Source organism: Streptomyces sp. NPDC013157 (genome assembly GCF_042899865.1).
Lineage (GTDB): Bacteria > Actinomycetota > Actinomycetes > Streptomycetales > Streptomycetaceae > Streptomyces.
Map to the genome: position 1 here is coordinate 163,117 of NZ_JBIBAK010000016.1, position 25,611 is coordinate 188,727.

A 25,611-nucleotide genomic window follows, 5' to 3' on the forward strand; every position below is an offset into this window, starting at 1 on the left:
AGGGCCACGGCGCCCCGTCAACACCGGCGACCACAGCGCCCCCTCAGGGGCGCGGGGAACTGCGCGACCAGCCCCCACCCACCGCCACGTCCCCCACAGCCGAAACCACCCCCCTCCCCACCCCCCACCCGCAGTCCGCCGACAGCGGCGCCGCACCCACCCCCACCCCCACCCCCATCTCCGACCACGACCGGGCCCGCCGCCTCCTCATCCCGGTGAGCGAGCCCACCCCCACCCCGGCCCCCCAACCGATCGCTCCCGTCCTCCCCGGCCGCCCCACCCCCCAACGCCCCACCGCCGTCCGCGCCCCCGGCGAGGACCTCGGCGCCCACGGCGGCACCCCCTGCCCCTGGTGCGCCACCCCCAACCGCCCCGACCGCCACTTCTGCACCCGGTGTGCCATGCCCATGGCCGGCCACCCCGACACCGGCCCCGCGGCCCACCGCCCCTGGTGGCGCCGCATCTTCGACTTCCGCCGCAGAGAGACCCCGTGGGCAGGCGACCGCCCCCGCCTCCGCCGCACCTTCGACCGCGTCCTCACCTGGATCGTCGCCGCCGTCGTCCTCACCGGCGTCACGGTCCTGGCGATCAACACGCCGAAGGCGGTGAGCGCCACCCGCGACCACTTCGCCAAGCGCGCCCCGGTCCCCCCGGACAGTTACCGCGCCTCCCGCGCGTACGCGGGCCACAAGCCGGAACTGCTCTTCGACAGGCTGAACAACACGTGGTGGGGCCCGGGCATCGCCGGGGCAGGCGAGGGCGAGTGGGTCGAGGCGCACTTCGACGAGCCGACCCGGCTCCTGAACGTCGTCATCACCTCCGGCGAGTCGACCCACAACGAGCAGCTGAACAAGTCGGCCCTGCCGCACCGCCTGACGGCGACCATAAAGACCGCCGACGGCAAGTCCCTGACCCGCGAACTCACCCTCGACCAGGCGGCCGGCGGGCAGGTCCGCGACCTGCGCGCGGCGGACGTCGTCTCCGTCCGCTTCACGATCGACTCGTCGTACCAGGCGTCGGCCCGCACCCAGGTGGCCATCGCCGAGATCGAGTTCTTCGGCCCGTCCAGCGCGAACTCCTAGCGGCGGCGGAGGCGGCTAGCTCCTCATCAGGGACCGGTACACGGCCGTGGACCTGGGGTTGCCGTGGCACCCCCACACGCCGTGCGGGCAGTAGTCGGTGATCGTCTGGTACAGCGGGCGGCTGCTCGCGAACCAGTCCAGCATCCCGCGCAGGTACACCGGATCGTCGCCGTTCTCGTACAGTCCCCACTCCGGGTACGAGACCGGTTTGCCGTGGGTCCGGGCGAAGTCGGCCTGGGCCCGCAGCCCGTACGGCTCGGCGACCTGCTCCTGGAAGGACATCCCGCGCGGGGCGTCGTACGCGTCCATCCCCAGCACGTCCACGTACCCGTCCCCCGGATAGCACGCGGTCCAGGGGACGGCGTCCCGCCCCCGGTTGGGCGCGAAGTCGAACCGGAACCGGGCGCCCGGCACCGATCGCATGGCGGTCACGATCCGTCGCCAGTACGCCCGCCAGGCCGCGGGGTCCGGCCCGCAGCGATGGGTGTACGTGTCCCCGTTCATCTCCCAGCCGAGCACGACGACGGTGTCCGGCGCGCCGACCGCGATCAGCCGGCGGGCCAGGGCGCGGAAGTGGACGTCGTACCGGCCGCCTGCCCCGAGCCGCAGTTGGCGGCGCACCTCGGCGTCCGGGACGTGTGCCTCGGTGTGTTCGAGCATCGGCACGTTGAGGACGAGGAGCCGGTCGGGTTCGGTCTGCCGCCAACGGGCCCACAGCCGTACGAAGTCCGGGGCGCCCTCGATGTTCCGCCACACGTCCCCGGGCAGGTAGGTGTGCCCGACCCGGGGCTGGTCCCGCAGCCAGCTCCCGAGCGCAGCCACCCGCCGTACCCCGTCCGCGCCGTACCCGACGTACGCCCCGAAGGGCCCGGGCGCGGCGGGCCGCGGGACCTCCGGCCGGGACACGGGCAGCAGCAGGAGGGCGACCAGCGCGGCGACCCACAGGAACCTCAGACGTGCCATGGGAGGCAGTCTGGCCGCTCCGCGCACCGCGGCCACGCCATGTGGTCATACCGTGACCCTGTGCGCATCAGGTATCCGGCGTGCCGCGGCCGGGGTCCGTCGGCGGCGGCGCGCTTCACCGTGCCGTCAGGTTCCACAGCGTCGCCGGATCCCACACCGGCGTCGGGAGCCACTGTCCCACCGGGGTTCTGTGCGGCCTCGGAGTCCTGTGCGGCCTCGCCGGTCGGCGGTGCCCCGATGCCGGCGACGACGTGGGTCCTGGCCCGCCGGCCGACGGCGCCGGACTGGCGGCCGGCGAGGCCGGGGTGCTCGGGGCCGGGTGGGGGTGTGCCGGGGACGGCGTTCCGGGCACGCTCACGCCGTGCTGCCGCAGCCACGGCAGCGGCGGGACCTCGGAGCCCAGGTGCCGGGTGGTGCGGACCTCGAAGTGGAGGTGGGGGCCCTCCGCGTTGCCGGTGGAGCCGGCGGAGCCGATCCGCTGGCCCGTCGAGACGTGCTGGCCGCGGCGGACGTTGATGACGGACAGGTGGGCGTACTGGGTGTAGTAGCCGTCGGGATGGTGTAACACCACCTGGTTGCCGAAGGCGTCGCCGCAGGTCGCGGCCACGACGCGGCCGGGTCCGACGGCGTACACGGGCGTGCCGGCGTGGACTGCGAAGTCCTGGCCGGTGTGCCGGTGTCTCCAGAGGCGGCCCCTGGCGGCGTAGCGGGCGGAGAGCCGGTAGCCGACGGTGGGCGCGGTCCAGCGGGCGGTGCGATCGGCGTGATCGGTGCGGTGGCTGCGGTCGGTGCGGTCGGTGCCGCGTTTGCGGGCGGTGTGGGACGGGGTGCTGCGCGTGCCGAAGGCGCAGTGGGCCGGGCGCTCGTCGGCCTTGGCGGGTGTGGTGAGGAACGCGCCGGTCAGGAGGAGCACCAGCGCGGCGGTGAGGAGCCGTAGATCATCCGTTCGCATCTTCGGATCCTCTGACGGCCGGTGCGCCGGGGGGCGGCCCCACGCGCCCGGCGCCACGACTTTCGCCTGTTCGGATGATCGGCCCGGCTCAGAGCCGGCTGCGGTGGTTCACCACCGTGCTCGCGAGCAGCGAGAGCCGGGCGCGCTGGGCGTCGGTCAGGTGGGCCGCGAGGTCCCGGATCTGCCGGTCGGCGAGCGCCTCGCACTGCCGGGCCAGTTGCTGCCCCTGGGGGGTGATCGACACCAGGAAGCTGCGCCGGTCGTGCGGGGCGGGGGTGCGGCGGACCAGGTCCCGGCGCTCCGCGCGGTCGACGAGGCCGGTCATGCTCGACTTGTCCAGGCCGAGGTGGTGGGCGAGTTCCTGCATGCCGGGCGTGCGGTCGCGCAGCACGCCGAGCAGCCGCAACTGGACGACCGACAGGCCGTGTTCCGCCGCGACCTTCCCGAGCGCGCCCTGCACCAGGAACGACAGCTGGGCGAGGCTGTCCACGAGTCCCAGGTCCTCGATGTCCTCGGCCGTGCCCGGGGTTTCGGCGGTTGGCTTGTTCTGCATGGCCCCATCCTACGGGCGTTAGTACGCGCCCCCAACTACTTGACTTGGTATGTAGCACGAACTAATTTACTTGGTGTCGCGAACTAATGTGAGCCGAGGAGCCGACATGCATGCCGCTGTGGTCCGTTCGTTCGACCGTCCGCCGCGCTTCGAGGAGTTCCCCGCCCCCGAACCAGGTGAGGGCAGGCTGCCGGTGGAGATGATCGCCGCCGGTCTGCACCCCCGGGTCCGCTCCGGTGCCGCGGGCACCCACTACACGAGCGACGGCCGCCTCCCGCTGATCCCCGGCGTCGACGGCGTGGGCCGGCTGCCCGACGGGCAGGTCGTGTACTTCGTGGCCGACGACGGGGACCCCGGCACCATGGCCGAGCGGACGGTCCTCGACCCGCGCCGGGCGGTCCCGCTGCCCGCCGGCGCCGACCCGGTGACCGTCGCCGCGGCCATGAATCCCGCCATGTCGTCCTGGGTGGCGCTGCGCCGCCGGATCACCTTTCAGCCGGGCGGGAGCGTCCTGGTGCTCGGCGCCACCGGCAACGCGGGCCGGATGGCCGTACAGATCGCCCGGCACCTCGGCGCCGACCGGATCGTGGCCGCCGGACGCGACCCCGAGCGCCTGGAACTGCTCGGCGGCCTCGGCGCCACCGACGTGGTCTCCCTGGCCGGCGACCCGGACAAGGCCGACGCCCGCCTCGGCGAGGCCGCCGCGGACGTCGACGTCGTCCTCGACTACACCTGGGGTACGCCGACCGAGCGCGCCCTCCCGGCCGTCCTCACCCGCCGCACCGACCGCGGTGCCCCGCTGGACTGGATCCAGATCGGCGCCACGGCCGGCCCCGGGATCACCCTCCCCTCCGCCGTGCTGCGCGCGGCGAACCTGCGGCTCATGGGCAGCGGCCAGGGCTCGGTCACCGCCCGTGGCATCGTCGCCGAACTGCCGTCCCTGATGACCGAACTGACCCGGGGCACCCTCACCGCCGACGCGCGGGAAGTGCCGCTCGCCGACGTCGAGGAGGCCTGGACCGCCCCCGTCGAGCCCGGCCGGCGCCTGGTGTTCACCCCATCTCCCAGGTGATCGTCCCGGAACTGAACGCCCGCCCGCCGTCCACCCGTACCTCCGGGCACAGCACGCGTCCGCAGAACGGAGTCCCCCCGTGAACGCATCCGCAGCCATCGGCGTGACCGGCCTCGGCGTGATGGGCCGCAACCTGGCCCGGAACTTCGCCCGGCACGGCTACCCGGTCGCCGTCCACAACCGCACCCCGGCCCGCACCCGCGCGCTGATCGCGGAGTACGGGAGCGAGGGCGACTTCGTCGGCGCCGAGACCGCCGCCGAGTTCGTCGCCGCCCTGGAACGCCCCCGCCGCCTCATGATCATGGTGCAGGCGGGCGCCGCCACCGACGCCGTCATCGACGAGTTCGTACCGCTCCTCGAACCAGGTGACATCGTCATCGACGGCGGCAACGCCCACTTCGCCGACACCCGCCGCCGCGAGGCCGCCCTGCGTGAGAAGGGACTGCACTTCGTCGGCGTCGGCGTCTCCGGTGGCGAGGAGGGCGCGCTGCACGGGCCGTCGATCATGCCGGGCGGTTCCGCCGAGTCGTACGCCGTGCTCGGGCCGATGTTCGAGGACATCAGCGCCAAGGTGGGCGGCGAGCCGTGCGCCACGCACGTCGGCGCGGACGGCGCCGGGCACTTCGTGAAGATGGTCCACAACGGCATCGAGTACGCCGACATGCAGCTCATCGCCGAGGCCTACGACCTGCTGCGCCAGGTCGGCGGGTACGCGCCGGCCGAGATCGCCGACATCTTCCGGGAGTGGAACGGCGGCCGCCTCGGCTCCTACCTCATCGAGATCACCGCCGACGTCCTCGCCCACGTCGACGCCGCCACCGGCGCCCCCTTCGTCGACATCGTCGCCGACGCGGCCGGGCAGAAGGGCACCGGGCGCTGGACCGTGCAGACCGCGCTCGACCTGGCCTCCCCGGTCACCGCCATCGCCCAGGCGACCTTCGCGCGCGCCGCGTCCGGCCGCAGTGCGCTGCGCGCCGCCTACGCCGGACTGCCCGGCGGCACGACCCCACCGCTCAGCGCCACCGAGGCCGACCGCTTCGCCTCCCGCGTCGAACACGCCCTGTACGCCTCGAAGGTCATCGCCTACGACCAGGGCTGGACGATGATCCAGGACGCGGCCGCCGAGTACGGCTGGAAGATCGACCTCGGTGCGGTGGCCCGGATCTGGCGGGGCGGCTGCATCATCCGCGCGTCCTTCCTGGACCGGATCCGCGCGGCCTACCGGGCCGACCCGGACCTCGTCAGCCTGCTGGCCGAGGAGGAGTTCGCGAAGGAGATCGCCGACGCGCAGGTGCCGTGGCGGGAGACGGTCGCGTCCGCGGCCCGCCGGGGCATTCCCGTCCCGGCGTTCTCGGCGGCCCTCGCCCACTACGACACCCTCCGCGCCGACCGCCTCCCCGCGGCCCTCCTCCAGGGCCAGCGCGACTACTTCGGCGCCCACACCTACGCCCGCACCGACCGTCCCGGCACCTTCTTCCACACCCACTGGGCAACAGAGGGCCGCCCTGAGACAGAGGGCTGAGCAGGTTCTTGCCCCGACACCCGCCGGACGGTGGCACGGCCGAGTGCTACGACATGCCGTCAGGTCCATCTTCGCGAAGCTCGACCTGTCCCCGGCCGACCGGGTGGACCGCCGGGTGGCGGCGGTCCTGCACTGCCTGGAGGACGCCCGGGGCAGGTCCCGCTGAGGTGACTCAGACGCGGACGCCGAACATGAACGGGCCGCCGATGGTGGACATCGACTCGTAGCGGACGACCGTGCCGGTGCGCGGGGCGTGCAGGATCTGCCCGTTGCCCGCGTAGAGGCCCACGTGGTGCAGGTCGTTGAAGAAGAAGACCAGGTCGCCCACCTGGAGGTCCGAGGCCGAGTAGATCTTGGTGCCGATCGTCGACTGGGACTCGGAGGTGCGCGGGATGGAGACGCCGGCCTGCGCGTAGGCCCAGGAGGTCAGGCCCGAGCAGTCGAAGGAGGACGGGCCGGTGGCGCCGTAGACGTAGGGGGTGCCGAGCTTGGTCTTGGCGGCGGCGAAGGCGGCGGCGGCCCTGCCGGTGGCGGAGGTGTCGTTGCCGAGGTCGACGCGCTCGCTGGCGGAGCGGCTGGCGCGGTCCTGGTCGGCGGTGAGGGCGGCCTTCTCGGCGGCGGTGAGGCTGTTGAGCAGCTTCTGCGCCTCGGCGAGCTTGGCCTGGACCTCCTGCTTCTTCTTGCCGAGTTCGGTGCGGGTGGCGGCCAGGTCCTTGAGCTTGCCGGTCGCCTCGGCCCGCTCCTGCGCCAGTTCGCGCTGCTTGGCCTGGATCTTCTTCAGCGTCTCGACCTGCTGGCCGCTCAGCTGGTCGAGGGTGGAGGCCTTGTCCAGGTAGCTGTCCGGGTCGGAGGAGAGAAACAGCTGGAGGGACGGGTCGAGGCCGCCGCTGCGGTACTGGGCGGTGGCCATGGAGCCGATGCCGTCCCGGAGTTCGTTCAGCTCCTTCTGCCCGCGGGCGACCGAGTCCTGGAGCGCGGATATCTGCTTCTGGAGCTTCTCCTGCTTCTCCTTGGCCCCGTTGAACTTCTCGGTGGCCTGCTCGGCCTCCTCGTACAGCTTGTCGACCCGGGACTTGACCTCGTCCTTGCTCGGCTTCGCGACGGGCGCGGCGTTGGCCGCCTGTGAACTGAGGGCCACGGCGGCAGCAGCCGCGGAGGTGAGCACGGTGACGCGGGCACGGCCCGGCTGCTTGGCACGACGGTGGGACGCCACGGAGGCGAGCTCCTTCCGAGCAGAGGTTCGGGCAACAGACCCTAATGACTCTCTTATGGTCAGTTCAAATCTTCGCATGAAAATTCTTGGCCGGAACTGACCGTAGATGACCCCCTCCTGATGCTGCATCGAACGAAAGGGTCTGCTGATTGTAAAGAACCTTGACAGTCAATTGGTCTAGTCCAACTATGGGCGTCCATGAGACGCACTCGTGCCCTGCACGCCCTGCCCGCAACCGCCCTGTCCGCCGCGCTCGTTGCCCTCGGGGCAGGCGCCGCGCACGCCGATCCGCACGCCGCCTCGCACCGTGTGAAGCCCATGCCCGCCCACGTCGCGGCCCCCTACTTCGAGGCCTGGACCGGCGACAGCCCCGCCGCGCTCGCCGCCGAGTCCGGCAACAAGTACCTCACCCTCGCCTTCCTGCAGACGCCCGCCGCGGGCTCCTGCACCGCCGACTGGAACGGCGACGCCACCCAGCCCATAGCCCCGGGGACCTTCGGCGCCGACATCGCCGCCCTCCAGGCCCGCGGCGGCAACGCCATCCCCTCCTTCGGCGGCTACAGCGCCGACACCACCGGCACCGAACTCGCCGACAGCTGCACCGACGTGGACGCCATCGCCGGCGTCTACGAGAAGCTCGTCACGACGTACGGCATCAGCCGCATCGACCTCGACATCGAGGCGGACTCCCTCGCCAACACGGCCGGAATCGACCGCCGCAACAAGGCGGTCGCCCAGGCCGAGCGCTGGGCCGAGCGCACCGGCCGGCCGCTCCAGTTCTCCTACACCCTGCCGACGACCACCAAGGGCCTGGAGGACGACGGCCTGGCCGTCCTCCAGAACGCCGTCGCCAACCACGCGCGCGTGGACGTCGTCAACATCATGACCTTCGACTACTACGACGGCGCCGCCCACGACATGGCCGCCGACACGAAGACCGCCGCGGACGGCCTGCACGCCCAGCTCCACGCCCTCTTCCCGCACAAGAGCGCCAAGGACCTGTGGGGCACGGTCGGCGTCACCGAGATGCCCGGCATCGACGACTTCGGCCCCGCGGAGACCTTCACCACCCAGAACGCCGCGACGGTCGAGCGCTGGGCCGCCGCCCAGGGCATCGACACCCTCTCCTTCTGGGCCCTGCAGCGCGACAACGGCGACTGCGTCGGCACCGGCGGCGCCAACGCATGCTCCGGAATAGCCCAGGACCGCTGGTACTTCAGCCACACCTTCGCGAAGTTCGGCGGTCCACGCCGGTAATGCCCCGGCGGGGCCGGGTCGCGGACCCGCCCCGCCGAGTCTTTGCCGGAACATGGTGAAGATCAGGTTTTCGGACAACGATCGGGCCACCAGGTCCGGTTATCGTCCGCACAGCCACATCACATACTGATCCTGTTCCCCGGAGCTCCATGCGCCTCAAGCAGGTCTCGGTCTCGGCGGCGATATCCGTCGTCGCCGGGCTGACCACCGCCACCGTCGGCCTCGCCGGCCCCGCCGCCTGGGCGGACAGCACGGCGTCGCTGCCGCTGTCGCGCTACGCGCACATGGTGGCCGACCCGGCCCACCAGCACCTCTTCTTCAGCCAGGGCGCCGGTTCGACCGGCATCCTGGTGACCGACCTGTCCGGCACCCCGGTCACCACCCTCACCGACGAGCAGGGCGCCACCGGCCTCGCGCTCTCGGCCGACGGTTCGACGCTCTACGCGGCCCTCGCCGACGGTGACGCGGTCGCCGCCGTCGACACCGCGACCCTGACCGAGTCCGCCCGCTACGCGACCGGCACCGGCAGCGCACCCGTCTCCGTCGCGGTGGCGGGCGGCAAGGTCTGGTACGGCTACGAAACGGCCGACGGCAAGGGCGCGATCGGCTCCGTCGACGCGTCCGGCACGGTCTCCACGCCCTCGCTCTCCCACTGGTCGGTCCCGCCGGTGCTCGCGGCCGGCGGCGGGGTGCTCGCGGCCGAGGAACCGCTGCAGAGCCTCAGCCACGTGGCGACCTTCGACGTCTCCTCGGGCACGGCGACCGCCAAGGCCGACACGGACGTCTCCGGCGGCACCGCGACCGGGCTCCAGGTCACCGGCGACGGTGCCAGGGTCCTGCTCGCCGCCACCCAGCAGCCCGCCCTGCAGGTCTACCGCACGTCGGACCTGCTGGGCGCCAACCCCGCCCCGTACTACACCGGCGCCGTGGGCCCGGCCTCGCTGGCGATCGACACCGACGGCACCATCGCCTCGGCCAGTACCGCGGGCCTCTACCTCTACGCCGGTTCCAACCTGGCCGAGAACCACGTCACCTTCCCCTCCGGCACCACCGTCGCCCCGGACGGCCTGACCTGGGGCGGCGACGGCACCACCCTCTACGCGGTCATCCGGGACTCCGCCGGCGCCTACACCCTCGACGTGCTCGGCTCCGCGAAGCTCAGCGACACCACCCTCACCACGAACCCACCGCGGTACGCGGCCCCCACCGAGCAGTTCACCGTGACCGGCGCCCTCGCCACCCGGGGTTTCCTCCCCTCCGGTGCCGTTCTCCAGGTCACCCGTGACGGCGACCCCCTGCCCGACGCCACGGTCGGCGCCGACGGCACGTTCAGCATCAGCGACACCCGGCCGGACGCGGGCCAGTACACGTACCAGGTGTCGTACGCCGGAGACGCCACCCACCGCCCCGCCACCGCCACCCAGAAGGTGTACGTGGCCCGGCTCTCCACGGACATCGCGTTCCCGGAGATAGCCTCCGCCACCCCGCACTCGGTCGTCCTCAAGGACACGCTCACCACCGAACTGCTCCTCGGCAGCCTCCGGCCGGGCACCGAGGTCGACGTCACCCGCACGAACGAGGACACCCAGGAGACCGTCCAGCTTCCGTCGGTGCCCGTCGACCCGGACACCACCGAGTTCACGGTGACCGACGACCCGGGGGCCGCCGGACGCTTCACCTACCACCTCTCCTTCGCGGGCGACGCCACCCACGAACCGACCACCAGCGACGCGACCCTCCAGATCTCGCCCTACACCCCGGCCCTCACCCTGAAGGCCCCCGCCACCGCCACCCGCGCCGCGGCCCTCTCCTTCACCGGCGACCTCGGCAACGGGCCCTACCCCGCCGGCGAGACGGTCACCGTCACCCGCACCGACGCCGCCCACGTCACCACCCCGGCGACCTGGACCGCGCCGATCGCGGCCGACGGCACCATCACGGTCAAGGACACCCCGGCCGTCGGAGGCGCCAACACCTACACCGTGAGCTACCCCGGCGACGCGGCCCACCAGGCGGCCACCGCCTCGGCGATCGTCCAGGTGTCCCGCGTCAGGCCGACGGTGACCGTCACCACCGACAAGGCCGGCTACGCCTACGACGGGACGGCGACCGTCACCGCCCACCTCGGCACGACGTACAACGGCCGCACGGTCTCGGTCTACGCCACGCCCGTCGGCGGCAAGAAGACGCTCCTGAAGACCGGCACGGTCGACAGCAAGGGCAACCTGAAGGTGACGTACAAGCTCACGCACAACACCACCTTCACGGCGTCCTTCGCGGGCGACTACCGCTACGCCCCCGCGACGGCCACCCATTCCGCCACCGCCCGGGTGAGGATCGCGGAGAAGCTGGGCGGCTACTACACCAGCACCACCTACAGCGGGGTCACCTACCGCGTCTACCACCACACCGTGCGGCCGCAGGTGGTCGGCACGGTGACGCCGGACAAGTCCGGGCAGTGCATGAAGTTCCAGGCCCAGGAGTACTACAGCGGCGCCTGGCACACCATCGGCACGTCCTCCTGCTTCTCGATGGCGCCGGGCAGCACCGGTGTGACCCACCTGGTCCTCACCCACGCGGTGAACCAGCGGTTCCGGGTGCGGACGGAGTACGTCCACAGCTCCAAGGACACGAGCAACGCGGACACCTGGGGCGGCTGGCTGTACCTGACGGTACGGAACTGAACCCCGAGCTCCACCGGTCCGGCCCGGGCGTCCACACCCTGTGGACGCCCGGGCCGAGTCGTGTGCGGCGGGCGGCTACGGGTTGACGACCGTCCCGCCGAAAGTGACGTTCAGCTTGCCGGACGAGGCGAAGGACCAGCCGAGAGCGCCCGCGTAGGAGGCGCAGCGGGAGCCGTTGGTGCCCGTCCAGAACTGGTTGGAGCTGTCCGCGTCGCCGACGGTCTTGTCGTTGGAGCCGTCGACGGCGAACCGGCACGAGGTGTCGGTACGGAACACCGAAGTGCCCTTGTCGAAGGAGAAGTTGCGCTCGGCGTTGTCGATGCCCACGTTGTTCGAGACGGTCATCGTGCCGGGGTTGCTGTTGTAGGTGAACCCGTGGTGCCCGTTGCCGTAGGCGATGTCGTGCTGCACCACGTGGTTGACGGCGATGTCGTCGCCGCCGAGCTTGTAGCCGTTGCGGTCGCCGTCCCCGCTCTGGCTGCCGTCGCTGAGCGTGCCGTTGCCGTAGGAGAGCGAGTACTCGATGGTGACCGGCCCGATGGCTCCCGTGTCGGTCTTCGTGTACAGGTCCCAGCCGTCGTCGATGTTGTGGTGCGAGACGTCGTACCGGAAGACGTTCCCGGTGCCGGTGGTCAGCTTGGACGCGAACCCGTCCGCGTCCTCGCCGTCGCTGTCGGCGTTGTCGTGCGACTCGGAGCTGACGACCAGGTTGTTCGACGGCCACTGGCTGCTGGGCGTGCTGGAGGAGATCCGGCCGAGCTGCAGTCCCGTGTCGCGGTTGTACGCGGTCACGGCGCGCTCGACGACGTTGTTGCTGCCGCCGACGTAGATGCCGTTGTCGCCGGCGTGCTCGACCGTGAGGCCGTACAGGTGCCAGTAGTTGGCGAAGAGCTGGATGCCCCGGTTCGACGAACTCTCGCTCTGCGCCGAGAAGTTCAGGACCGGGGTCTCGCCCGGGTAGGCGGAGAGGGTGGTGCGGGCACTGGAGGTGCCGTCGGAGCCGGCCGGGATGGTCACCGTGGCGGAGTAGCTGTACGTCCCGCCGCGCAGGTAGATCGTGCCGCCGGCGGCGATGCGGCTGATCGCCGAGGTGAGCGTGGTCGGTGCCGACTGGGTGCCCGCCGCGCCGTCGGTGCCGCTCGGCGACACGTACAGCACCGTGGACGCGGCCTGTGCGGGGCCGCCGGACAGTGCGACGAGCGTGCCGGCGAGCAGGCCGACGGCCGCGATGACTGGTCTCACGTGCATCGTTCGTCTCCGTTCGTCTCCGTGCGGGACCTTGCGGAAAGCGCTTTCCCTGCGAAGCTAGGAGGGTGGCGTGGGTGCGTCAATAGTCATGTATGCAAATTCCGTTCATGAGTGTGATCAAAACGGGGTCTGGGGTGCGGCTGAGAGGGCTATTTCGACAGTGATCGGAATATGGGCTTCGGCCCCCCGGTTGTCCCGGTCATGGACGAGATCCCTCGCAAGATCGACCTCGGCGCCGTCGGTGTGTGGCGCCACGACAGGACCGAACCCGAACTGGCCGTAGCGCTCGAAGGCCTGGGCTACGGCACCCTCTGGCTCGGCAACGTGACCGACCCGGACCTGACCGAAGTCGAACGGCTGCTGGACGCCACCGACCGCCTGGTGCTGGCCACCGGCATCGTGAACATCTGGTCCAACCCGGCCGACCGCGTCGCCCGCGCGTACCGGCGCATCGCCGAACGCCACGCGGACCGCTTCCTGCTGGGCATCGGCGCCGGCCACCCGGAGGCGACGAAGGAGTTCGTACGGCCGTACGAGGCCCTCAACGACTACCTGGACGTCCTCGACGCGGGCGGTGTCCCGGCCGCCCGGCGGGCGCTGGCGGCCCTCGGCCCCCGCGTCCTGCGGCTGGCCGGCGACCGCACGGCGGCCGCGCACCCCTACCTCGTCACCCCCGAGCACACCCGCCGGGCCCGCGAGCTCCTCGGCGCCGGACCGCTCCTCGCCCCCGAACAGAAGGTGGTCCTGGAGACGGACCCCGCCGAGGCCCGCGCGATCGGCGACGCCACGCTCGGCGTCTACCTGGGCCTGACCAACTACGTCGGCAACCTGCGCCGCCTCGGCTTCGACGACACCGACTTCGCGGACGGCGGCAGCGACCGCCTCTTCGACGCGCTGATCGCGCACGGCGACACGGCCCGGGTGGCCGAAGGCGTCCGGGCCCACCTGGACGCGGGCGCCGACCATGTGGCGCTGCAGGTGCTGCACGCCGCCGGCACCGACCCGCTGCCGGCGTACCGGGCGCTGGCCGGGGCGCTGGCCGGGGTGTTGAAGCCGGCGGGCGGGTAAGCCGGGCTCGGGGGCTCGGCTCAGAGCGCTGTGAGCAGGGCGTCGAGCGGTGCGGGTACGCGGTCGGGGTCCAGGGCCTCGACGAGGACCCGGCCGTAACGGATCTTGCGGCCCGACGTCGTGCCGAGGAAGCGGCGGAACTGCTGCTGCGCGGTACGGCCCTGCTGGGCGGGCTGGTTCAGGAAGGTGCGCAGGGCACGGTGGTCGCCCTCGGCGTGGGCGAGTTCGGCGACCCGGGGCGGGCCGAGGGCGCGGACCAGCTCGTCCTCCAGGTCGGCCGCGCAGACGAAGATGCCGTGCTGTGCGGCGCCGGCCCGCTCCAGGCCGCGGGCGTAGTAGGGGCGTTCGCGCTCGTCGCAGAGCCCGGTCAGGCGCAGGCCGAGACCGGTGGGTCCGAGGAGCTGTGCGAACCGGCCGACGTTCATCGCCCCGCCCATCGACAGCACGCAGACCCCTTCCGCCGCCAGGTCCCGGGCGCGCCGGGCGGCCAGCGCGTCGACGGCCGCGAGGTCGCTGGGCCCTTCCAGCAGCACGGCGACCCGCACGCCGAGCCGGCCGGCGAGCTCCCGCGCGGGCGCCTTGGGACCACCGGCGGCCCAGGCGCGGACGGCTTCCCGGAAGGTGGCCATGTCCGGCGTGCGCGTCGTCCCTGTGGCTGCTTCGTCTGCCGCGTCCAGCGTGTCCTGCGCGTCCGGCGTGTACGTCATGGGTCGAGTCTCCGCCCGGGTCCGGCGGCGGTGCCACGGAATATCGAGGGCGCTGCCGGACCCGGGGACCGGAGGCTCAGGCGATACGGGCCCCGGTGCCGCTCACGTGCACGCGCGGGTCGCCGGTGCGCAGGGTCACCGTGAGTTCGCCGGGGCGGCCCAGGTCCGCGCCCTGGTGGAGGGTGAGGACGGCGTCCTCGGGGACCAGGCCGAGCTCACGGGCGTAGGCGCCGAACGCGGCGGCCGCGGCGCCGGTCGCCGGGTCCTCGACGACCCCGCCGACGGGGAACGGGTCACGGACGTGGAAGACGGTGGCCGACTCGCGCCACACCAACTGCACGGTGGTCAGGTCCAGGCGGTGCATCAGCGCTTCGAGGCGGGCGAAGTCGTAGGCGAGGTCCGCGAGGCGGGCGCGGGTCGCCGCCGCGAGCACGAGATGGCGGGCGCCGGCGAACGCGATGCGGGACGGGAACGCCGGGTCGAGATCGGCGGCCGGCCAGTCGAGCGCGGCCAGCGCCTCCGCGAGGTCGGCGTCGGCGATCTCCTCGGTGTGCGGTTCGACGCTGGTGAGCGTCGCCCGGATCGCCCCGCCCTCCTCGGTCACCGCCACCGGCACGGTGCCTGCGCGGGTGGCGAACACCAGCTCCCCGGGGCCGGTCCGCTCGGCGAGCGCGACGGCGGTCGCGATGGTGGCGTGCCCGCAGAACGGCACCTCGGCCTTGGGGCTGAAGTAACGGATGGTGTACGCCCGTCCGTCCGGACCGCCCAGGCCCTCCGGGGGCGCGGTCAGGAACGCGGACTCCGAGTAGCCGAGTTCCGCGGCGACGGCGAGCATGCCGGCGTCGTCGAGACCGGTGGCGTCCAGCACGACGCCGGCGGGGTTGCCGCCCTCGGGGGAGCTGGAGAAGGCGGTGTAGCGCAGGATCTCGGGCCGGGGCGCGTGGGTCGTCATGGTCCCGGCAACGTGGGGCGGACCGACGGCTATTCCTGGGCGCCGGCGTCGCCCGGACGGGGACGGTGGGTGGCGGTGATGCCGGCGAGGACGAGATCGATGCCGTCGAGGAACTGCCGGCGGTCGTCGTGCCCGCGCATCTGGTCCGCGACGGCCCGGGTGAACGGGTACTCGTCGGGGTCGAGTTCCTGCCACGCCGTCGACACGGTGTCGAGGAACCCGGCGCGGTCCACGCCGGGCGGGAGCGCACGGGCGCTCGCGCTGTTCACGGCGTTCTGGCCGGCGGCGCCGAGGACGTAGTGCACCAGGGCCGAGGTCACCGTGAACCAGCTGCTTTCGGGCACGTCGAGGGCGCGGACCTGCTGACCGATGCTCTCGAAGATCCGCGGGGTCACCGTCTTCCAGGGACTGCGGGAGAGCTGCGCGGCGAGCTGCGTCGCGAGCCACGGATGCCGCGCGATCGCGTCGAACAGCCCGAGCGCGACGGCCCGGATCCCGTCCTGCGGCGAGGCCGGGGCCCCTGCCTCCTCCGGCGCCGGCTGCGGGTCCTGGACGGCGGACCCGACGGCCACGGCGGCGGTGACGACCGCGTCCGTGGCGGCGGCGAGCAGCTCGTCCTTGTTCGTCACGTGCCAGTAGATCGCCCCGGGCCCGGTGGCGAGGCGTTCGGTCAGCGCGCGGAACGTCAGTCCGCTCTCGCCGGCCGTGTCCAGCAGCTCGACGGCGGCCTCGACGATGCGCTCGCGGGAGAGCGCGTCCGTGCGCCGCTGTGACCGGCGTGTCCGCGTTGTCATGGCGCCATCTTGACATGACTGGAGCACCGTTCCACCATGGAACAGCATTCCAGTCTGGAATGTCGTTCCAGTTCCGTTCCGGTTCCGTTCCGGATCTTCCGGACGGCCGGCCGCAAGAGACCCGCCCCGCCTTCCCCGAGGAGTCACCATGCGCACGCCCGTCACGATCATCGGAGCCGGACTCGGCGGCCTCACGCTCGCCCGCGTCCTGCACGTCCACGGCATCCCGGCCACCGTCTACGAGGCGGAGGCCTCTCCTGCGGCACGCGCGCAGGGCGGGATGCTCGACATCCACGAGCACAACGGCCAGCCGGCGCTCCGGGAGGCAGGGCTCTACGAGGAGTTCCGTGCCCTCGTCCTGGAGGGCCGCGAGGCGACCCGGGCCCTCGCCCCCGACGGCACCGTGCTCTTCGAACAGGCCGACGACGGCACGGGGGGCCGCCCCGAGGTGCTGCGCGGCGAGCTGCGCCGGATCCTGCTCGAATCGCTTCCGGCCGGCACCGTCCGCTGGGGCCGCAAGGTCAACGCCGTCCGCGCCCTCGGCGAGGGCCGCCACGAGGTGACGTTCGCCGACGGCACCGCCGTCGCCACGGGCCTGCTGGTCGGCGCGGACGGCGCGTGGTCACGGGTCCGGCCGCTGCTGTCCGCGGCCGTACCCGCGTACACCGGCACCTCGTTCGTCGAGACCTACCTGTACGACGCCGACACCCGGCACCCCGCCGCCGCGAAGGCGGTCGGCGGCGGGGCGATGTTCGCGCTCGCGCCGGGGAAGGGGATCCAGGCCCACCGGGAGACCGGCGGGACCCTCCACACCTACGTGGCACTGCGCAGGTCGCAGGAGTGGTTCGCCGAGGCGGGCTTCACCGGGCCGGCCGGTCCCGCCGGTCCCGCCGACCCTGCCGGGGCCGCCGCGGTCGCCGCGCGGATCGCGGCGGAGTTCGACGGCTGGGCCTCCGGGCTCACCGCGCTGATCACCGACGGAGAGACCGCGCCGGTCCTCCGCCCCCTGTACACCCTGCCCGCCGACCACCGTTGGGACCGGGTGCCGGGGGTGACCCTGCTCGGCGACGCCGCCCACCTCATGATCCCGAACGGCGAGGGCGCCAACCTGGCGATGTACGACGGCGCCGAACTCGGCAGGGCCCTCGCGGCCCACCCGGACGACACCGAGACCGCGCTGACCGCATACGAGCAGGCCATGTTCCCCCGCAGCGCCGCGGAGGCCGCCGACGCGGCCGACCTCCACGAGCGCATGTTCGGCGACGACTCCCCGCACGGCCTGATCGCCATGTTCATCGGAGCGGGAGCAGGGACAGGGGTGGGGCAGGGGGCGTGAGGGTCACGCCACGGCAGGCGGGTCCCGTACGGAGACCGGCTTGAGGTGCTTCTCCGGGAGGGCCTCGGGGAGTTGTTCCCAGTCGAGGACGTGGGAGACAGCAGCAGCTCGCGACGGAGGCGGTGCGGTACGCCGGCACGGCCGTCGAGCGGCTGCTGCGCAAGGAGCTGGACGCGGGTCCGGTCGCTGGACTGCGCGCGTTTCTCGGGCTGTGGCGCGGGACCGTCGTGGCCAGCGACTTCCGGGCCGGCTGCCCGGTCCTGGCCGCCTCCGTCGAGGAGCCGCCGCCGGGCGACGAGATCCCGCCCGCGCTGATCGCCGCGGCCGGGGCGTTCGACGGCTGGGAGGGGCTGCTCGCCGCTGCCCTGCGGGACCACGGCGCCGACCCCGGCCGGGCCCCCGAGCCGGCGACCCTCGTCGTGGCCTCGGTGCAGGGCGCGATCTCCATGTGCCGCGCACGCCGCGACACGGCGCCGCTGGACCGGGTCGCGCGACAGCTCGAAGCACTGATCGACGCCGCGCTCGCCGGCCCGGTCCGGGGGACGTGATCCGGGGGACCTGATCCGGGCCGGAGGTGCGGCGCCCCGCCGGCCGGCAGCGAGCAACGCCCGGACCAGGGTGCGGAGTTCGTCGTCCAGGTGCTCCTGTCCCGAAAGCGGCGGGTCGGGGATCAGGCGGAGCGGCGAGAAGGCGAGGGCGCGATGCATGGGGCGGTACCGACCCCGGCACGTCACGCCGGGTGGCGCAGCCCCGTGACGAGAAGGCCGACCAGGCGGCGGGCGTCGTAGCCCGGGTCGTTCTCCGCGCCGATGCAGAGGTTGCCGACGCCGCGCATCAGCTCGATGGCGGCCAGGTCGGTGTGGATCTCCCCGGACTCGGCCGCCGCGTCGAGGAGCCGGGTGCAGACGGGGACCAGGCTGTCCAGGAAGTAGGCGTGGAGGGCGTCGAAGCCCGCCTGGTCGGAGCGCAGGGCCGCGGCGAGCCCGTGCTTGGTCACCAGGAAGTCCACGAAGAGGTCGATCCAGCGGCGCAGCGCGTCGTACGGGCTCGGGGCGGTCGCCAGCAGGGCCGGGCCGGTCTCGGCGCAGGCCTCCACCTGGTGCCGGTAGACGGCGATGATCAGGTCGGCGCGGGTCGGGAAGTGCCGGTAGATGGTCGCCGTGCCGACGCCCGCCCGGGCCGCGATGTCGCGCACCGGCGCCTCCACGCCGGACGCGACGAACGCCGCCGCGGCTGCCTCCAGCAGGGTCGTCTCGTTGCGCCGGGCGTCCGCCCGCCGGGGCCGGACCGCCTGCTCCTCGTCCTTCATCGCGCGTCCTTCATCGGGTGCTCCGTCCGCGTCACTCTATCGGGGCGTTGCTAAACGGGACAGTGTTCCGTATCGTCGAAGACATGAAACGGGACGTCGTCCCGTTTGCGTTCTGTGAGGAGAAAAGCCATGCAGTACCGCACCTTGGGCCGTACCGGTGTACAGGTCAGCGCGCTCGGGCTCGGCGCGATGAACTTCGGGGCCATCGGGCAGACCACCCAGGAGGAGGCGACCGCGATCGTGGACGCCGCCCTGGACGCCGGGATCAATCTGATCGACACCGCCGACATGTACGGGCAGGGCGAGTCGGAGGAGATGGTCGGCAAGGCCATCGGCGGCCGCCGTGACGACATCGTGCTGGCCACGAAGGCCGGCATGCCGATGGGGGACGAGCGCAATCACCAGGGCGGTTCACGGCGGTGGCTGGTCACCGAGCTGGAGAACAGCCTGCGGCGGCTCGGCGTCGACCACGTCGACCTCTACCAGATACACCGCTGGGACCCGGCCACGAGTGACGAGGAGACTCTCTCGGCGCTGACCGATCTGCAACGCGCCGGGAAGATCCGCCACTTCGGCTCCTCGACCTACCCGGCGTACCGGATCGTGCAGGGCCAGTGGGCCGCCCGGGAGCACGGCCTCAGCCGGTACGTCACCGAACAGCCCAGCTACTCCCTCCTCCAGCGGGGCGTCGAGTCCCATGTCCTGCCCGTGACCGAGGAGTACGGGATGGGCGTGCTGGTGTGGAGCCCGCTGGCCTCCGGCTGGCTGTCCGGCGCCGTGCGCAGGGGTCGGCCCATCACCACCAGCCGCTCCGCGCTCGCTCCCGAGCGCTTCGACCTGACCCTGCCCGCCAACCAGGCCCGGCTCGACGCCGTGGAGCGGCTGGCCGCCGTCGCCGACGGGGCCGGGCTGACCCTGATCCAGCTCGCCCTCGGCTTCGTGACCGCACACCCCGCCGTCACCAGCGCTCTCATAGGCCCCCGCACCCAGGACCACCTGCGCACCCAGCTCGCCGCCGCCGACACCGTGCTCTCCGCGGACGTCCTGGACGCGATCGACGCGATCGTCGCCCCCGGCACCGACCTGGCCGCACACGAGAAGTACGACACCCCGCCCGCCCTCCTCGACCCGGCCCTGCGCCGCCGCTGACCAGCGCACGGCCGGTTCGGTCCGGTCCCGGTCACCCGCCTTGACCGAACCGGCCGAACCGCGCGATCACCGCCAGGACCGCCCCGTGCCTCGCGGGACTGCCGGTGTGCCCCACGCCGTCGATCACGTTCAGCTCCACATCCGGCCAAGGCCGCTGCGAACAGAGCTGTTCCCTACCCGAGTCGACCGGGATCATCGCGGAGGTCCGGACCGCCGTCAGGTTGGGCGCGGTGGCCGCGCCGTCGTAGCCGGGCAGGGTGTAGCCCTCGGGGTGTGCAGGACGACGACGTTGACCTCCATCGGGTCGCCGCCGAAGTCGTCCTGGTACCAGTTGGCGCGGCTGGCGCCGGGGCAGAGCTGGGGTCCCGTCTTGGTGTTCATCACGACTCCCGGGTGAGTGTGGGGCCGGGGATCCGCTGATCCGCTGATCCGCGGAGAGACGGAGGGCCATGGGGACAGCAGTCTCTGTCGTGGTTCAGGGCTCTTCCCGCGGTGCGGGCGGTGCCGTCCGACCCGCCGCGAGGCGGTGCCGGTCCAGACGGGCCGGGTCGGTGCCGGCACGGTCCGCGAGCGCGCGGGCGAGTGCGGCGTGCCGGAGCTGTCGTGAGGACGGGGTCTGGGTGCTCAGCACCACGTCCCGGGAGAGTTCGGGCAGCCGGTAGCGGCCGGTGCCGGGCGCGCCGGGGTCGCCGTCCCAGACCAGGATCCGGGCGGTCACGGCGGCGTCGATCAGGTGCAGCAGCTGGTCCGGGGCGATGCCCTGGACGTCGGCGAGCAGACCGAGGTCCAGCGGATCGCCGTCGGCGGCGGCGTAGGTGAGCATGGTGCGGGCCGGTTCGGGAAGCTCGACCAGGCGGGCGTGGACGATGTTGCGCACGGCGGCCGGTACCTGGGTCTCCGGCCCGATGCGCCGGGCCGGCGGGAGTCGGAGCAACTCGGCCAGGGCGAACGGGTGTCCCTCGGCACGCCGGTGCAGCGCCACTGCCGCCTCCGTCGGCGCATCCTCGCCGTGCGCCGTGAGCAGGTCGGCCACGTCGTCGGCGGTCAGCGGCTCCAGGGTCAGCCAGACCGCGCCGAGCAGGGCCAGTTCGGCGAGCAGCATGCTGGAGACGGGGGCATCGGGGTTGCGCAGGGTGCACACGAAGGCGACCGGGGCCTCCCGCAGCACCTGGGTGAGGCGCCGCAGCAGCCGGTGGAAGCCCTGGGGCGCCCGGTCGAGATCGTCGACGAGGACGAGCGTGGGCGCCTGGGTGAGTTCCCGGACGACCGTGGCGAGGGGGTCCTTCTGTGCGACCTCGTCCTCGGCGGAGTCCTTGCCGTCCTGCCGCAAGGCGTCCAGGAGCTGGACGGTGGGGCAGGTCTGCACGATCCCCCGGTTGCCGCTGAGCGCCTGACCGGCCCGGGTACGGGCGACGGTGAACCCGGCCGCCGCGGCCTTGGCGGCGAGTTCCTCCAGCAGCCGGGTCTTGCCCGACCCCTGCTCCCCGCCGACCACGGCCCACTGGGGACGGTTCGCCGTCGCGACCGACAGCAGGGCGGCGAGCTGCGCCATCTGCTCTCCGCGGCCCACGAAGGGGGCGGCCGCGGAGCCCGGATGCGGATGGGTGCGGGAGCAGGTGAGGGCGGGCCCCGGAGGCGGGGACTGCGGCGCGGTGGTGCCGAGGACGACGACGTCGTGCCGCAGGATCGCGGTGTGCAGGTCCCGCAGCTGGGGGCTGGGGTCGAGGCCGAGCTCCGTGTCGAGCATGTCGCGGAACCGCTCGTACTGCTTCAGCGCCTCGACGGGCCGTCCGGCCGTGTACAGGGCGCGCATCAGCAGCGCCCAGGAGGTCTCGCGGAGCGGGGCCTTGAGCACGAGGCTCTCGGCGACGTCGATCGCCGTTTCCGGCTGGCCCTGCTGGACGAGGATCGCGACCCGCAGCTCCGATCCAGAAGGAACTCAAGGAACTCATGCGCACATTGACGTCGACCGTCGCCGGCGCGGTGCTGGCCTTCGCCGGTATGGCCGGGATGATGAGCACGCCCGCCCAGGCGGCGACGGGTCAGGAGTACGTGGCTCTGGGCGACTCGTACGCCTCCGGGGTCGGCGCGGACTACTACGGCAGCGCCGGCGGCGACTGCAAGCGCGGCTCGCTCGACTACCCGGCGCTGTGGGCGGCCGCGCACTCCGACTACACGCTGACGGACGTCTCCTGCAGCGGCGCGACCACAGCGGACGTGCGCGCCAAGCAGCTGTCCGCGCTGAGCAGCGGCACCGACCTGGTCACGCTCACCGTGGGCGGCAACGACGCCCAGTTCTCCTCCGTGGTCCAGGCGTGCCTCACCCAGAGCGACAGCTACTGCAACACGGCGACGCTGTGGATGTCGTCGTACGCCAGGAACCAGATGGTCACCGACCTGGCCGGGCTGTACAAGGGCATCAAGGCCAAGGCGCCGAACGCCCGGGTCATCGTCCTCGGCTACCCGCAGACGCTGTCCATGACCGGGACCTGCCCGGTGATCGACCTCGACACCGCCAAGCGCACCGCCATGAACGGGCTGGCCGACGCGCTCGCCGACGGCACCAAGGCCGCGGCGGCCGCGGAGGCGGTCGAGTTCATCGACATGCGCGCCACGTTCCAGGGCCACGGCGCGTGCGGCTCCGATCCCTGGATCAACGACCTGAACGCCGGCACCGCGGTCTTCCACCCCACCCTGACGGGCTACCTGGCGGGCTACGACGCGCGGCTCAACGAGGTCACGGGCTGAGTGGCCCCGCCGTTCCCGTCCTGAGTATCCGTACTCTGTCCGGCGCCCGTGCCCGGCCGGGACGCTGGGGACATGGGAGTTCACAGGCCCGTTCTGCGGGCGATGGCGCCGGCACTCGTGCTGGCCGGGGTGTCGGTGGTGGCCTGGGCCGCCTGGCTCGGCTGGGACCAGGGCCAGGACGTGCGGGCCGACGGGTCGGTCAGCGGGCCGTACGCGGTGTGGCAGGTCGCCGGGCTGGTGGCGACCCTGCTGGCCGCCGTGTGCTGCGCGGCGGCCCGGGGCCACAGTGCCGCCGCCGTGGGCGGTACGACCGTGGGTCTGACGCTCGCCGCCTACGTCGACTGGTCGGGCGATTCCAGTGGGCTGTTCATGGTCGGGGTGGTGCTGGTCATGGCGGGGAGTTTCGTCGCTTCCGCCGTCGTGTCCGCCGTGACCGACACCCTGCGACGCGACCGGCCGCTCACCCGCTAGGCACGGCTCAGGAGGTGAGGGGCTGTTCCGCCCAGATCGTCTTGCCGGTCGGTGTCTGGCGGCTGCCCCAGCGTTCCGAGATCTGGGCGACCAGGAGCAGGCCCCGGCCGCCCTCGTCGTAGACCCGGGCCCGGCGCAGGTGCGGGGCGGTGCTGCTGCCGTCGGAGACCTCGCAGATGAGGGCGGCGTCGCGGATGAGGCGCAGGGCGATCGGGCCGTCGCCGTAGCGGACCGCGTTCGTCACCAGCTCGCTGACGATCAGTTCGGTGGCGAAGGCCGCGTCCGTCAGGCCCCAGGCCTCCAGCTGCTCGCAGGCCATCTTGCGGGCCCCGGCGACGGCGGCCGGGTGCTGGGGGAGCTGCCAGGTGCGCACCTTCGCGGTGTCCAGGGCGGAGGTCCGGGCGAGCAGCAGGACGATGTCGTCGGCCGGACGGCCGGTCAGGACCGTGTCCAGGACCTGGTCGCAGGTCTCCTCCAGGGGCGCGGCCGGGTCGGCCAGGGCCCGGCGGAGCAGGCCGAGGCCCACTTCGATGTCGTGGTCGGCGGTCTCCACCAGGCCGTCGGTGTAGAGGGCGAGCACGCTGCCCTCCGCGAGCTCCACCTCGGCGGACTCGAACGGCAGGCCGCCGAGGCCGAGCGGCGGCCCGGCCGGCAGGTCCAGGAAGCGGACGTCGCCGGCGGGGGTGACCAGGGCCGGTGGCGGATGGCCGGCGCGGGCCATGGTGCAGCGGCGGGTCACCGGGTCGTACACGGCGTACAGGCAGGTCGCGCCGACCTCGCCGGACGACGCCGCCTCCGCCCGGCCGGGCACCTCCGGGCCCTCCTCGCGGTCGAGCCGGATGACCAGGTCGTCCAGCTGGGTGAGGAGTTCGTCGGGGGCGAGGTCGACGTCCGCCAGTGTGCGTACCGCCGTACGCAGGCGGCCCATCGTGGCCGAGGCGCGGATGCCGTGGCCGACGACGTCGCCGACGACCAGGGCGACCCGGGCGCCGGAGAGCGGGATCACGTCGAACCAGTCGCCGCCGACGTCCGCGCCGGCGCCGGTGGGCAGGTAGCGGTAGGCCACCTCCGTCGCCGCGAGGCCGGGCGGCCGGCCGGGCAGCAGGCTGCGCTGCAGGGCGAGGGCGGTGTGCCGTTCGCGGGTGTAGCGGCGGGCGTTGTCCACGCTCACCGCGGCCCTGGCGACGATCTCCTCCGCGAGCCGCTGGTCGTCCTCGGTGAACGTCTCGGGCGTGCGGTGCCGCAGGAAGTGGACGAGGCCGAGGGTGACGCCGCGGGCCCGCAACGGGACCATCAGCACCGAGTGGATCCGGTGCCGGGCGACGGTGTCGGCGCGGGCCTGGGAGCTCCTGAGCCACTCCTGCATGCCGGGGTCGCCGGGCCGGTGGCGGGTGCCGTGGCCGGCGAGCAGGGTCCACACCGGGGGCGTGTTCACCGGGTAGCGGAACGCGTCGCCGGGGTCGGCCACCGACTCCGGGCAGCCCGCCAGGACCGACCGCTGTGCGGTCCGGCGCACGGCGACCGGCTCGCCCGGTCTCAGCGGCTCCGGTTCGTCGCCGAGGGCGACGGACTCCAGCAGGTCGACGGTGACGAAGTCGGCGAACCCGGCCACGGCCACGTCGGCCAGTTCCTCGGCGGTGCGGGTCACGTCCAGGGTGCTGCCGATGCGCATGCTGGCGTCGTTGAGGACAGCCAGGTGGCGGCGGGCCCAGTACTGCTCCGTGGTGTCGAAGACGACTGCGGAAAGGCCCTGCACGGCGCCGGTCTCGTCCGTCAGCGCGGAGAAGTACATCGACCAGGAGTGCTCCCGTATCTCGCCGGGTGCCTGGCTCTGCTCCTCGAGGAACATCCGCTTCCCGGTGCGCAGGACCTGCCGCTGGAGGCGGTCGTACTCCAGCCACGGCTGCCTGGGCTCGATCTCCGAGAGGGTCTTGCCCCGCATCTCCGCGACGGGCAGGCCCATGATCCGGGTCATGACCTCGTTGGCGGCCACGAGCCTGGCCTCCCGGTCGTAGATCGCCACCGGCATCGGCAGCTGGGCGAGCGTGAGGTCCCACAGGACCCCCGCCCCGGGCTGGTCGCGTCCGGACGGGGGCGCCGGCACGGCACCGGTCACCAGCCACAGCGGGCGGCCGGTGCCGGCGTCGAGCGGAATGCCCTGGAGGTGTACGAAGATCCGGTCGCCGTTGCGGTGCAGCAGTGCCGCCTCGGTGGACCAGCGCTGCCCGTCGGCGAGGTGCCGGCGCGCGGACACCGGCAGGTCGGCGGCGAGCAGCGTCAGCACGGAACGGCCGACGACCTCGGCGGGCTCGTACCCGAGGAGCCGCCGGGCGCCCGTACTCCACACCAGGACCGCCCCGCCGGCGTCGACGACGACCGCCAGGTCCTCCGGTACGAGGGGTACGTGTCCCTCCATGGTGCCTCCGGCTGTCCGGGTACCCCTCCCAGGATCCCGCCGCCCCGAACCCCCTACAACCGGCGGCGCCGCCCGCCGGGCCTCGGCCGGGGGCGCCGCCCTCGGGTGCGGCCCG

At 73.0% G+C, this 25,611-nt stretch carries 23 protein-coding genes and 1 pseudogene; 12 read left to right on the plus strand and 12 right to left on the minus strand.

Going from position 1 to position 25,611, the window contains the following annotated elements; genetic code table 11:
- Positions 1-1,082: NADase-type glycan-binding domain-containing protein (locus tag ACFY6U_RS37950; RefSeq protein WP_390045715.1), on the plus strand; the 1,082-nt coding region annotated here is incomplete at its 5' end.
- A gap of 15 nt (positions 1,083-1,097) precedes the next feature.
- On the opposite strand, the gene ACFY6U_RS37955 is transcribed toward ACFY6U_RS37950, so the two are convergent.
- The 3 genes from ACFY6U_RS37955 to ACFY6U_RS37965 form a co-directional block, all read right to left on the minus strand.
- A complete protein-coding gene (locus ACFY6U_RS37955; RefSeq protein ID WP_390045717.1) occupies positions 1,098-2,045 on the minus strand; it encodes a glycoside hydrolase family 26 protein in 948 nt (315 codons plus the stop codon).
- 115 nt (positions 2,046-2,160) lie between these two features.
- Complete coding sequence (locus ACFY6U_RS37960) at positions 2,161-2,997, minus strand: M23 family metallopeptidase (protein WP_390045719.1); 837 nt, start codon at positions 2,995-2,997, stop codon at positions 2,161-2,163.
- Positions 2,998-3,085: 88 nt separating this feature from the next.
- Complete coding sequence (locus tag ACFY6U_RS37965) at positions 3,086-3,550, minus strand: MarR family winged helix-turn-helix transcriptional regulator (protein WP_390045723.1); 465 nt, start codon at positions 3,548-3,550, stop codon at positions 3,086-3,088.
- Between the two features lie 106 nt (positions 3,551-3,656).
- Between ACFY6U_RS37965 and ACFY6U_RS37970 the strand changes: the two genes are divergently transcribed.
- From ACFY6U_RS37970 to ACFY6U_RS37980, 3 genes and pseudogenes are all read left to right on the plus strand, one after another.
- Positions 3,657-4,622 (plus strand): zinc-binding alcohol dehydrogenase family protein, encoded by a 966-nt coding sequence (locus ACFY6U_RS37970; protein WP_390045725.1) that lies wholly within the window; start codon positions 3,657-3,659, stop codon positions 4,620-4,622.
- Between the two features lie 79 nt (positions 4,623-4,701).
- Positions 4,702-6,144, plus strand: coding sequence for an NADP-dependent phosphogluconate dehydrogenase (gndA, locus tag ACFY6U_RS37975; protein WP_390045727.1), 1,443 nt, complete (start codon positions 4,702-4,704; stop codon positions 6,142-6,144).
- Positions 6,145-6,202: 58 nt separating this feature from the next.
- Positions 6,203-6,310 (plus strand): annotated as a pseudogene (locus tag ACFY6U_RS37980) (DNA-binding response regulator); the annotation flags it as partial.
- A 6-nt stretch (positions 6,311-6,316) separates the two neighbouring features.
- Here the strand turns inward: ACFY6U_RS37980 and ACFY6U_RS37985 are convergent.
- Positions 6,317-7,357 carry an NlpC/P60 family protein gene (locus tag ACFY6U_RS37985; RefSeq protein WP_390045729.1) on the minus strand — a complete coding sequence of 347 codons (1,041 nt, stop codon included), beginning with the start codon at positions 7,355-7,357 and terminating at the stop codon, positions 6,317-6,319.
- Positions 7,358-7,555: 198 nt separating this feature from the next.
- Here ACFY6U_RS37985 and ACFY6U_RS37990 point away from each other — a divergent pair, with 198 nt between their 5' ends.
- Positions 7,556-8,614, plus strand: a complete 1,059-nt coding sequence (locus tag ACFY6U_RS37990; RefSeq protein ID WP_390045731.1) for a chitinase — start codon at positions 7,556-7,558, stop codon at positions 8,612-8,614.
- Positions 8,615-8,763: 149 nt separating this feature from the next.
- A complete protein-coding gene (locus tag ACFY6U_RS37995; protein ID WP_390045733.1) occupies positions 8,764-11,298 on the plus strand; it encodes a hypothetical protein in 2,535 nt (844 codons plus the stop codon).
- 75 nt (positions 11,299-11,373) lie between these two features.
- Here ACFY6U_RS37995 and ACFY6U_RS38000 read toward each other — a convergent pair whose 3' ends face one another.
- A complete protein-coding gene (locus tag ACFY6U_RS38000) occupies positions 11,374-12,546 on the minus strand; it encodes a right-handed parallel beta-helix repeat-containing protein (protein WP_390045735.1) in 1,173 nt (390 codons plus the stop codon).
- A gap of 201 nt (positions 12,547-12,747) precedes the next feature.
- Between ACFY6U_RS38000 and ACFY6U_RS38005 the strand changes: the two genes are divergently transcribed.
- Complete coding sequence (locus ACFY6U_RS38005; RefSeq protein WP_390045737.1) at positions 12,748-13,614, plus strand: LLM class F420-dependent oxidoreductase; 867 nt, start codon at positions 12,748-12,750, stop codon at positions 13,612-13,614.
- A gap of 20 nt (positions 13,615-13,634) precedes the next feature.
- On the opposite strand, the gene ACFY6U_RS38010 is transcribed toward ACFY6U_RS38005, so the two are convergent.
- From ACFY6U_RS38010 to ACFY6U_RS38020, 3 genes are all read right to left on the minus strand, one after another.
- Entirely contained in the window at positions 13,635-14,243 is a 609-nt protein-coding gene (locus ACFY6U_RS38010) for a TOPRIM nucleotidyl transferase/hydrolase domain-containing protein (RefSeq protein ID WP_390045933.1), read from the minus strand.
- A gap of 154 nt (positions 14,244-14,397) precedes the next feature.
- A complete protein-coding gene (locus ACFY6U_RS38015) occupies positions 14,398-15,273 on the minus strand; it encodes a PhzF family phenazine biosynthesis isomerase (RefSeq protein WP_390045739.1) in 876 nt (291 codons plus the stop codon).
- Between the two features lie 29 nt (positions 15,274-15,302).
- Complete coding sequence (locus ACFY6U_RS38020; protein ID WP_390045740.1) at positions 15,303-16,067, minus strand: TetR/AcrR family transcriptional regulator; 765 nt, start codon at positions 16,065-16,067, stop codon at positions 15,303-15,305.
- Positions 16,068-16,215: 148 nt separating this feature from the next.
- On the opposite strand from ACFY6U_RS38020, the gene ACFY6U_RS38025 reads away from it, so the two are divergent.
- Together ACFY6U_RS38025 and ACFY6U_RS38030 are read left to right on the plus strand one after the other, a co-directional pair.
- Positions 16,216-17,403: an FAD-dependent oxidoreductase gene (locus tag ACFY6U_RS38025; protein WP_390045742.1), complete on the plus strand. Its 1,188-nt coding sequence runs from the start codon at positions 16,216-16,218 to the stop codon at positions 17,401-17,403.
- A gap of 122 nt (positions 17,404-17,525) precedes the next feature.
- Positions 17,526-17,951, plus strand: coding sequence for a TetR family transcriptional regulator C-terminal domain-containing protein (locus tag ACFY6U_RS38030; RefSeq protein ID WP_390045744.1), 426 nt, complete (start codon positions 17,526-17,528; stop codon positions 17,949-17,951).
- 182 nt (positions 17,952-18,133) lie between these two features.
- Here the strand turns inward: ACFY6U_RS38030 and ACFY6U_RS38035 are convergent, their stop codons facing one another.
- Positions 18,134-18,712 (minus strand): TetR/AcrR family transcriptional regulator, encoded by a 579-nt coding sequence (locus ACFY6U_RS38035; RefSeq protein ID WP_390045746.1) that lies wholly within the window; start codon positions 18,710-18,712, stop codon positions 18,134-18,136.
- A 129-nt stretch (positions 18,713-18,841) separates the two neighbouring features.
- Here ACFY6U_RS38035 and ACFY6U_RS38040 point away from each other — a divergent pair, with 129 nt between their 5' ends.
- Positions 18,842-19,861: an aldo/keto reductase gene (locus ACFY6U_RS38040; protein WP_390045748.1), complete on the plus strand. Its 1,020-nt coding sequence runs from the start codon at positions 18,842-18,844 to the stop codon at positions 19,859-19,861.
- A 216-nt stretch (positions 19,862-20,077) separates the two neighbouring features.
- On the opposite strand, the gene ACFY6U_RS38045 is transcribed toward ACFY6U_RS38040, so the two are convergent.
- Together ACFY6U_RS38045 and ACFY6U_RS38050 are read right to left on the minus strand one after the other, a co-directional pair.
- Complete coding sequence (locus ACFY6U_RS38045) at positions 20,078-20,242, minus strand: hypothetical protein (protein ID WP_390045750.1); 165 nt, start codon at positions 20,240-20,242, stop codon at positions 20,078-20,080.
- A gap of 94 nt (positions 20,243-20,336) precedes the next feature.
- Positions 20,337-21,782: a BTAD domain-containing putative transcriptional regulator gene (locus tag ACFY6U_RS38050; protein ID WP_390045934.1), complete on the minus strand. Its 1,446-nt coding sequence runs from the start codon at positions 21,780-21,782 to the stop codon at positions 20,337-20,339.
- A 29-nt stretch (positions 21,783-21,811) separates the two neighbouring features.
- On the opposite strand from ACFY6U_RS38050, the gene ACFY6U_RS38055 reads away from it, so the two are divergent.
- Together ACFY6U_RS38055 and ACFY6U_RS38060 are read left to right on the plus strand one after the other, a co-directional pair.
- Positions 21,812-22,609 carry an SGNH/GDSL hydrolase family protein gene (locus ACFY6U_RS38055; protein WP_390045751.1) on the plus strand — a complete coding sequence of 266 codons (798 nt, stop codon included), beginning with the start codon at positions 21,812-21,814 and terminating at the stop codon, positions 22,607-22,609.
- A 72-nt stretch (positions 22,610-22,681) separates the two neighbouring features.
- On the plus strand, positions 22,682-23,080 hold the full coding sequence (locus tag ACFY6U_RS38060; RefSeq protein ID WP_390045753.1) for a hypothetical protein: 399 nt from the start codon (positions 22,682-22,684) through the stop codon (positions 23,078-23,080).
- Between the two features lie 7 nt (positions 23,081-23,087).
- Here ACFY6U_RS38060 and ACFY6U_RS38065 read toward each other — a convergent pair whose 3' ends face one another.
- Entirely contained in the window at positions 23,088-25,496 is a 2,409-nt protein-coding gene (locus ACFY6U_RS38065; RefSeq protein ID WP_390045754.1) for a SpoIIE family protein phosphatase, read from the minus strand.
- Between the last annotated feature and the right edge of the window lie 115 nt (positions 25,497-25,611).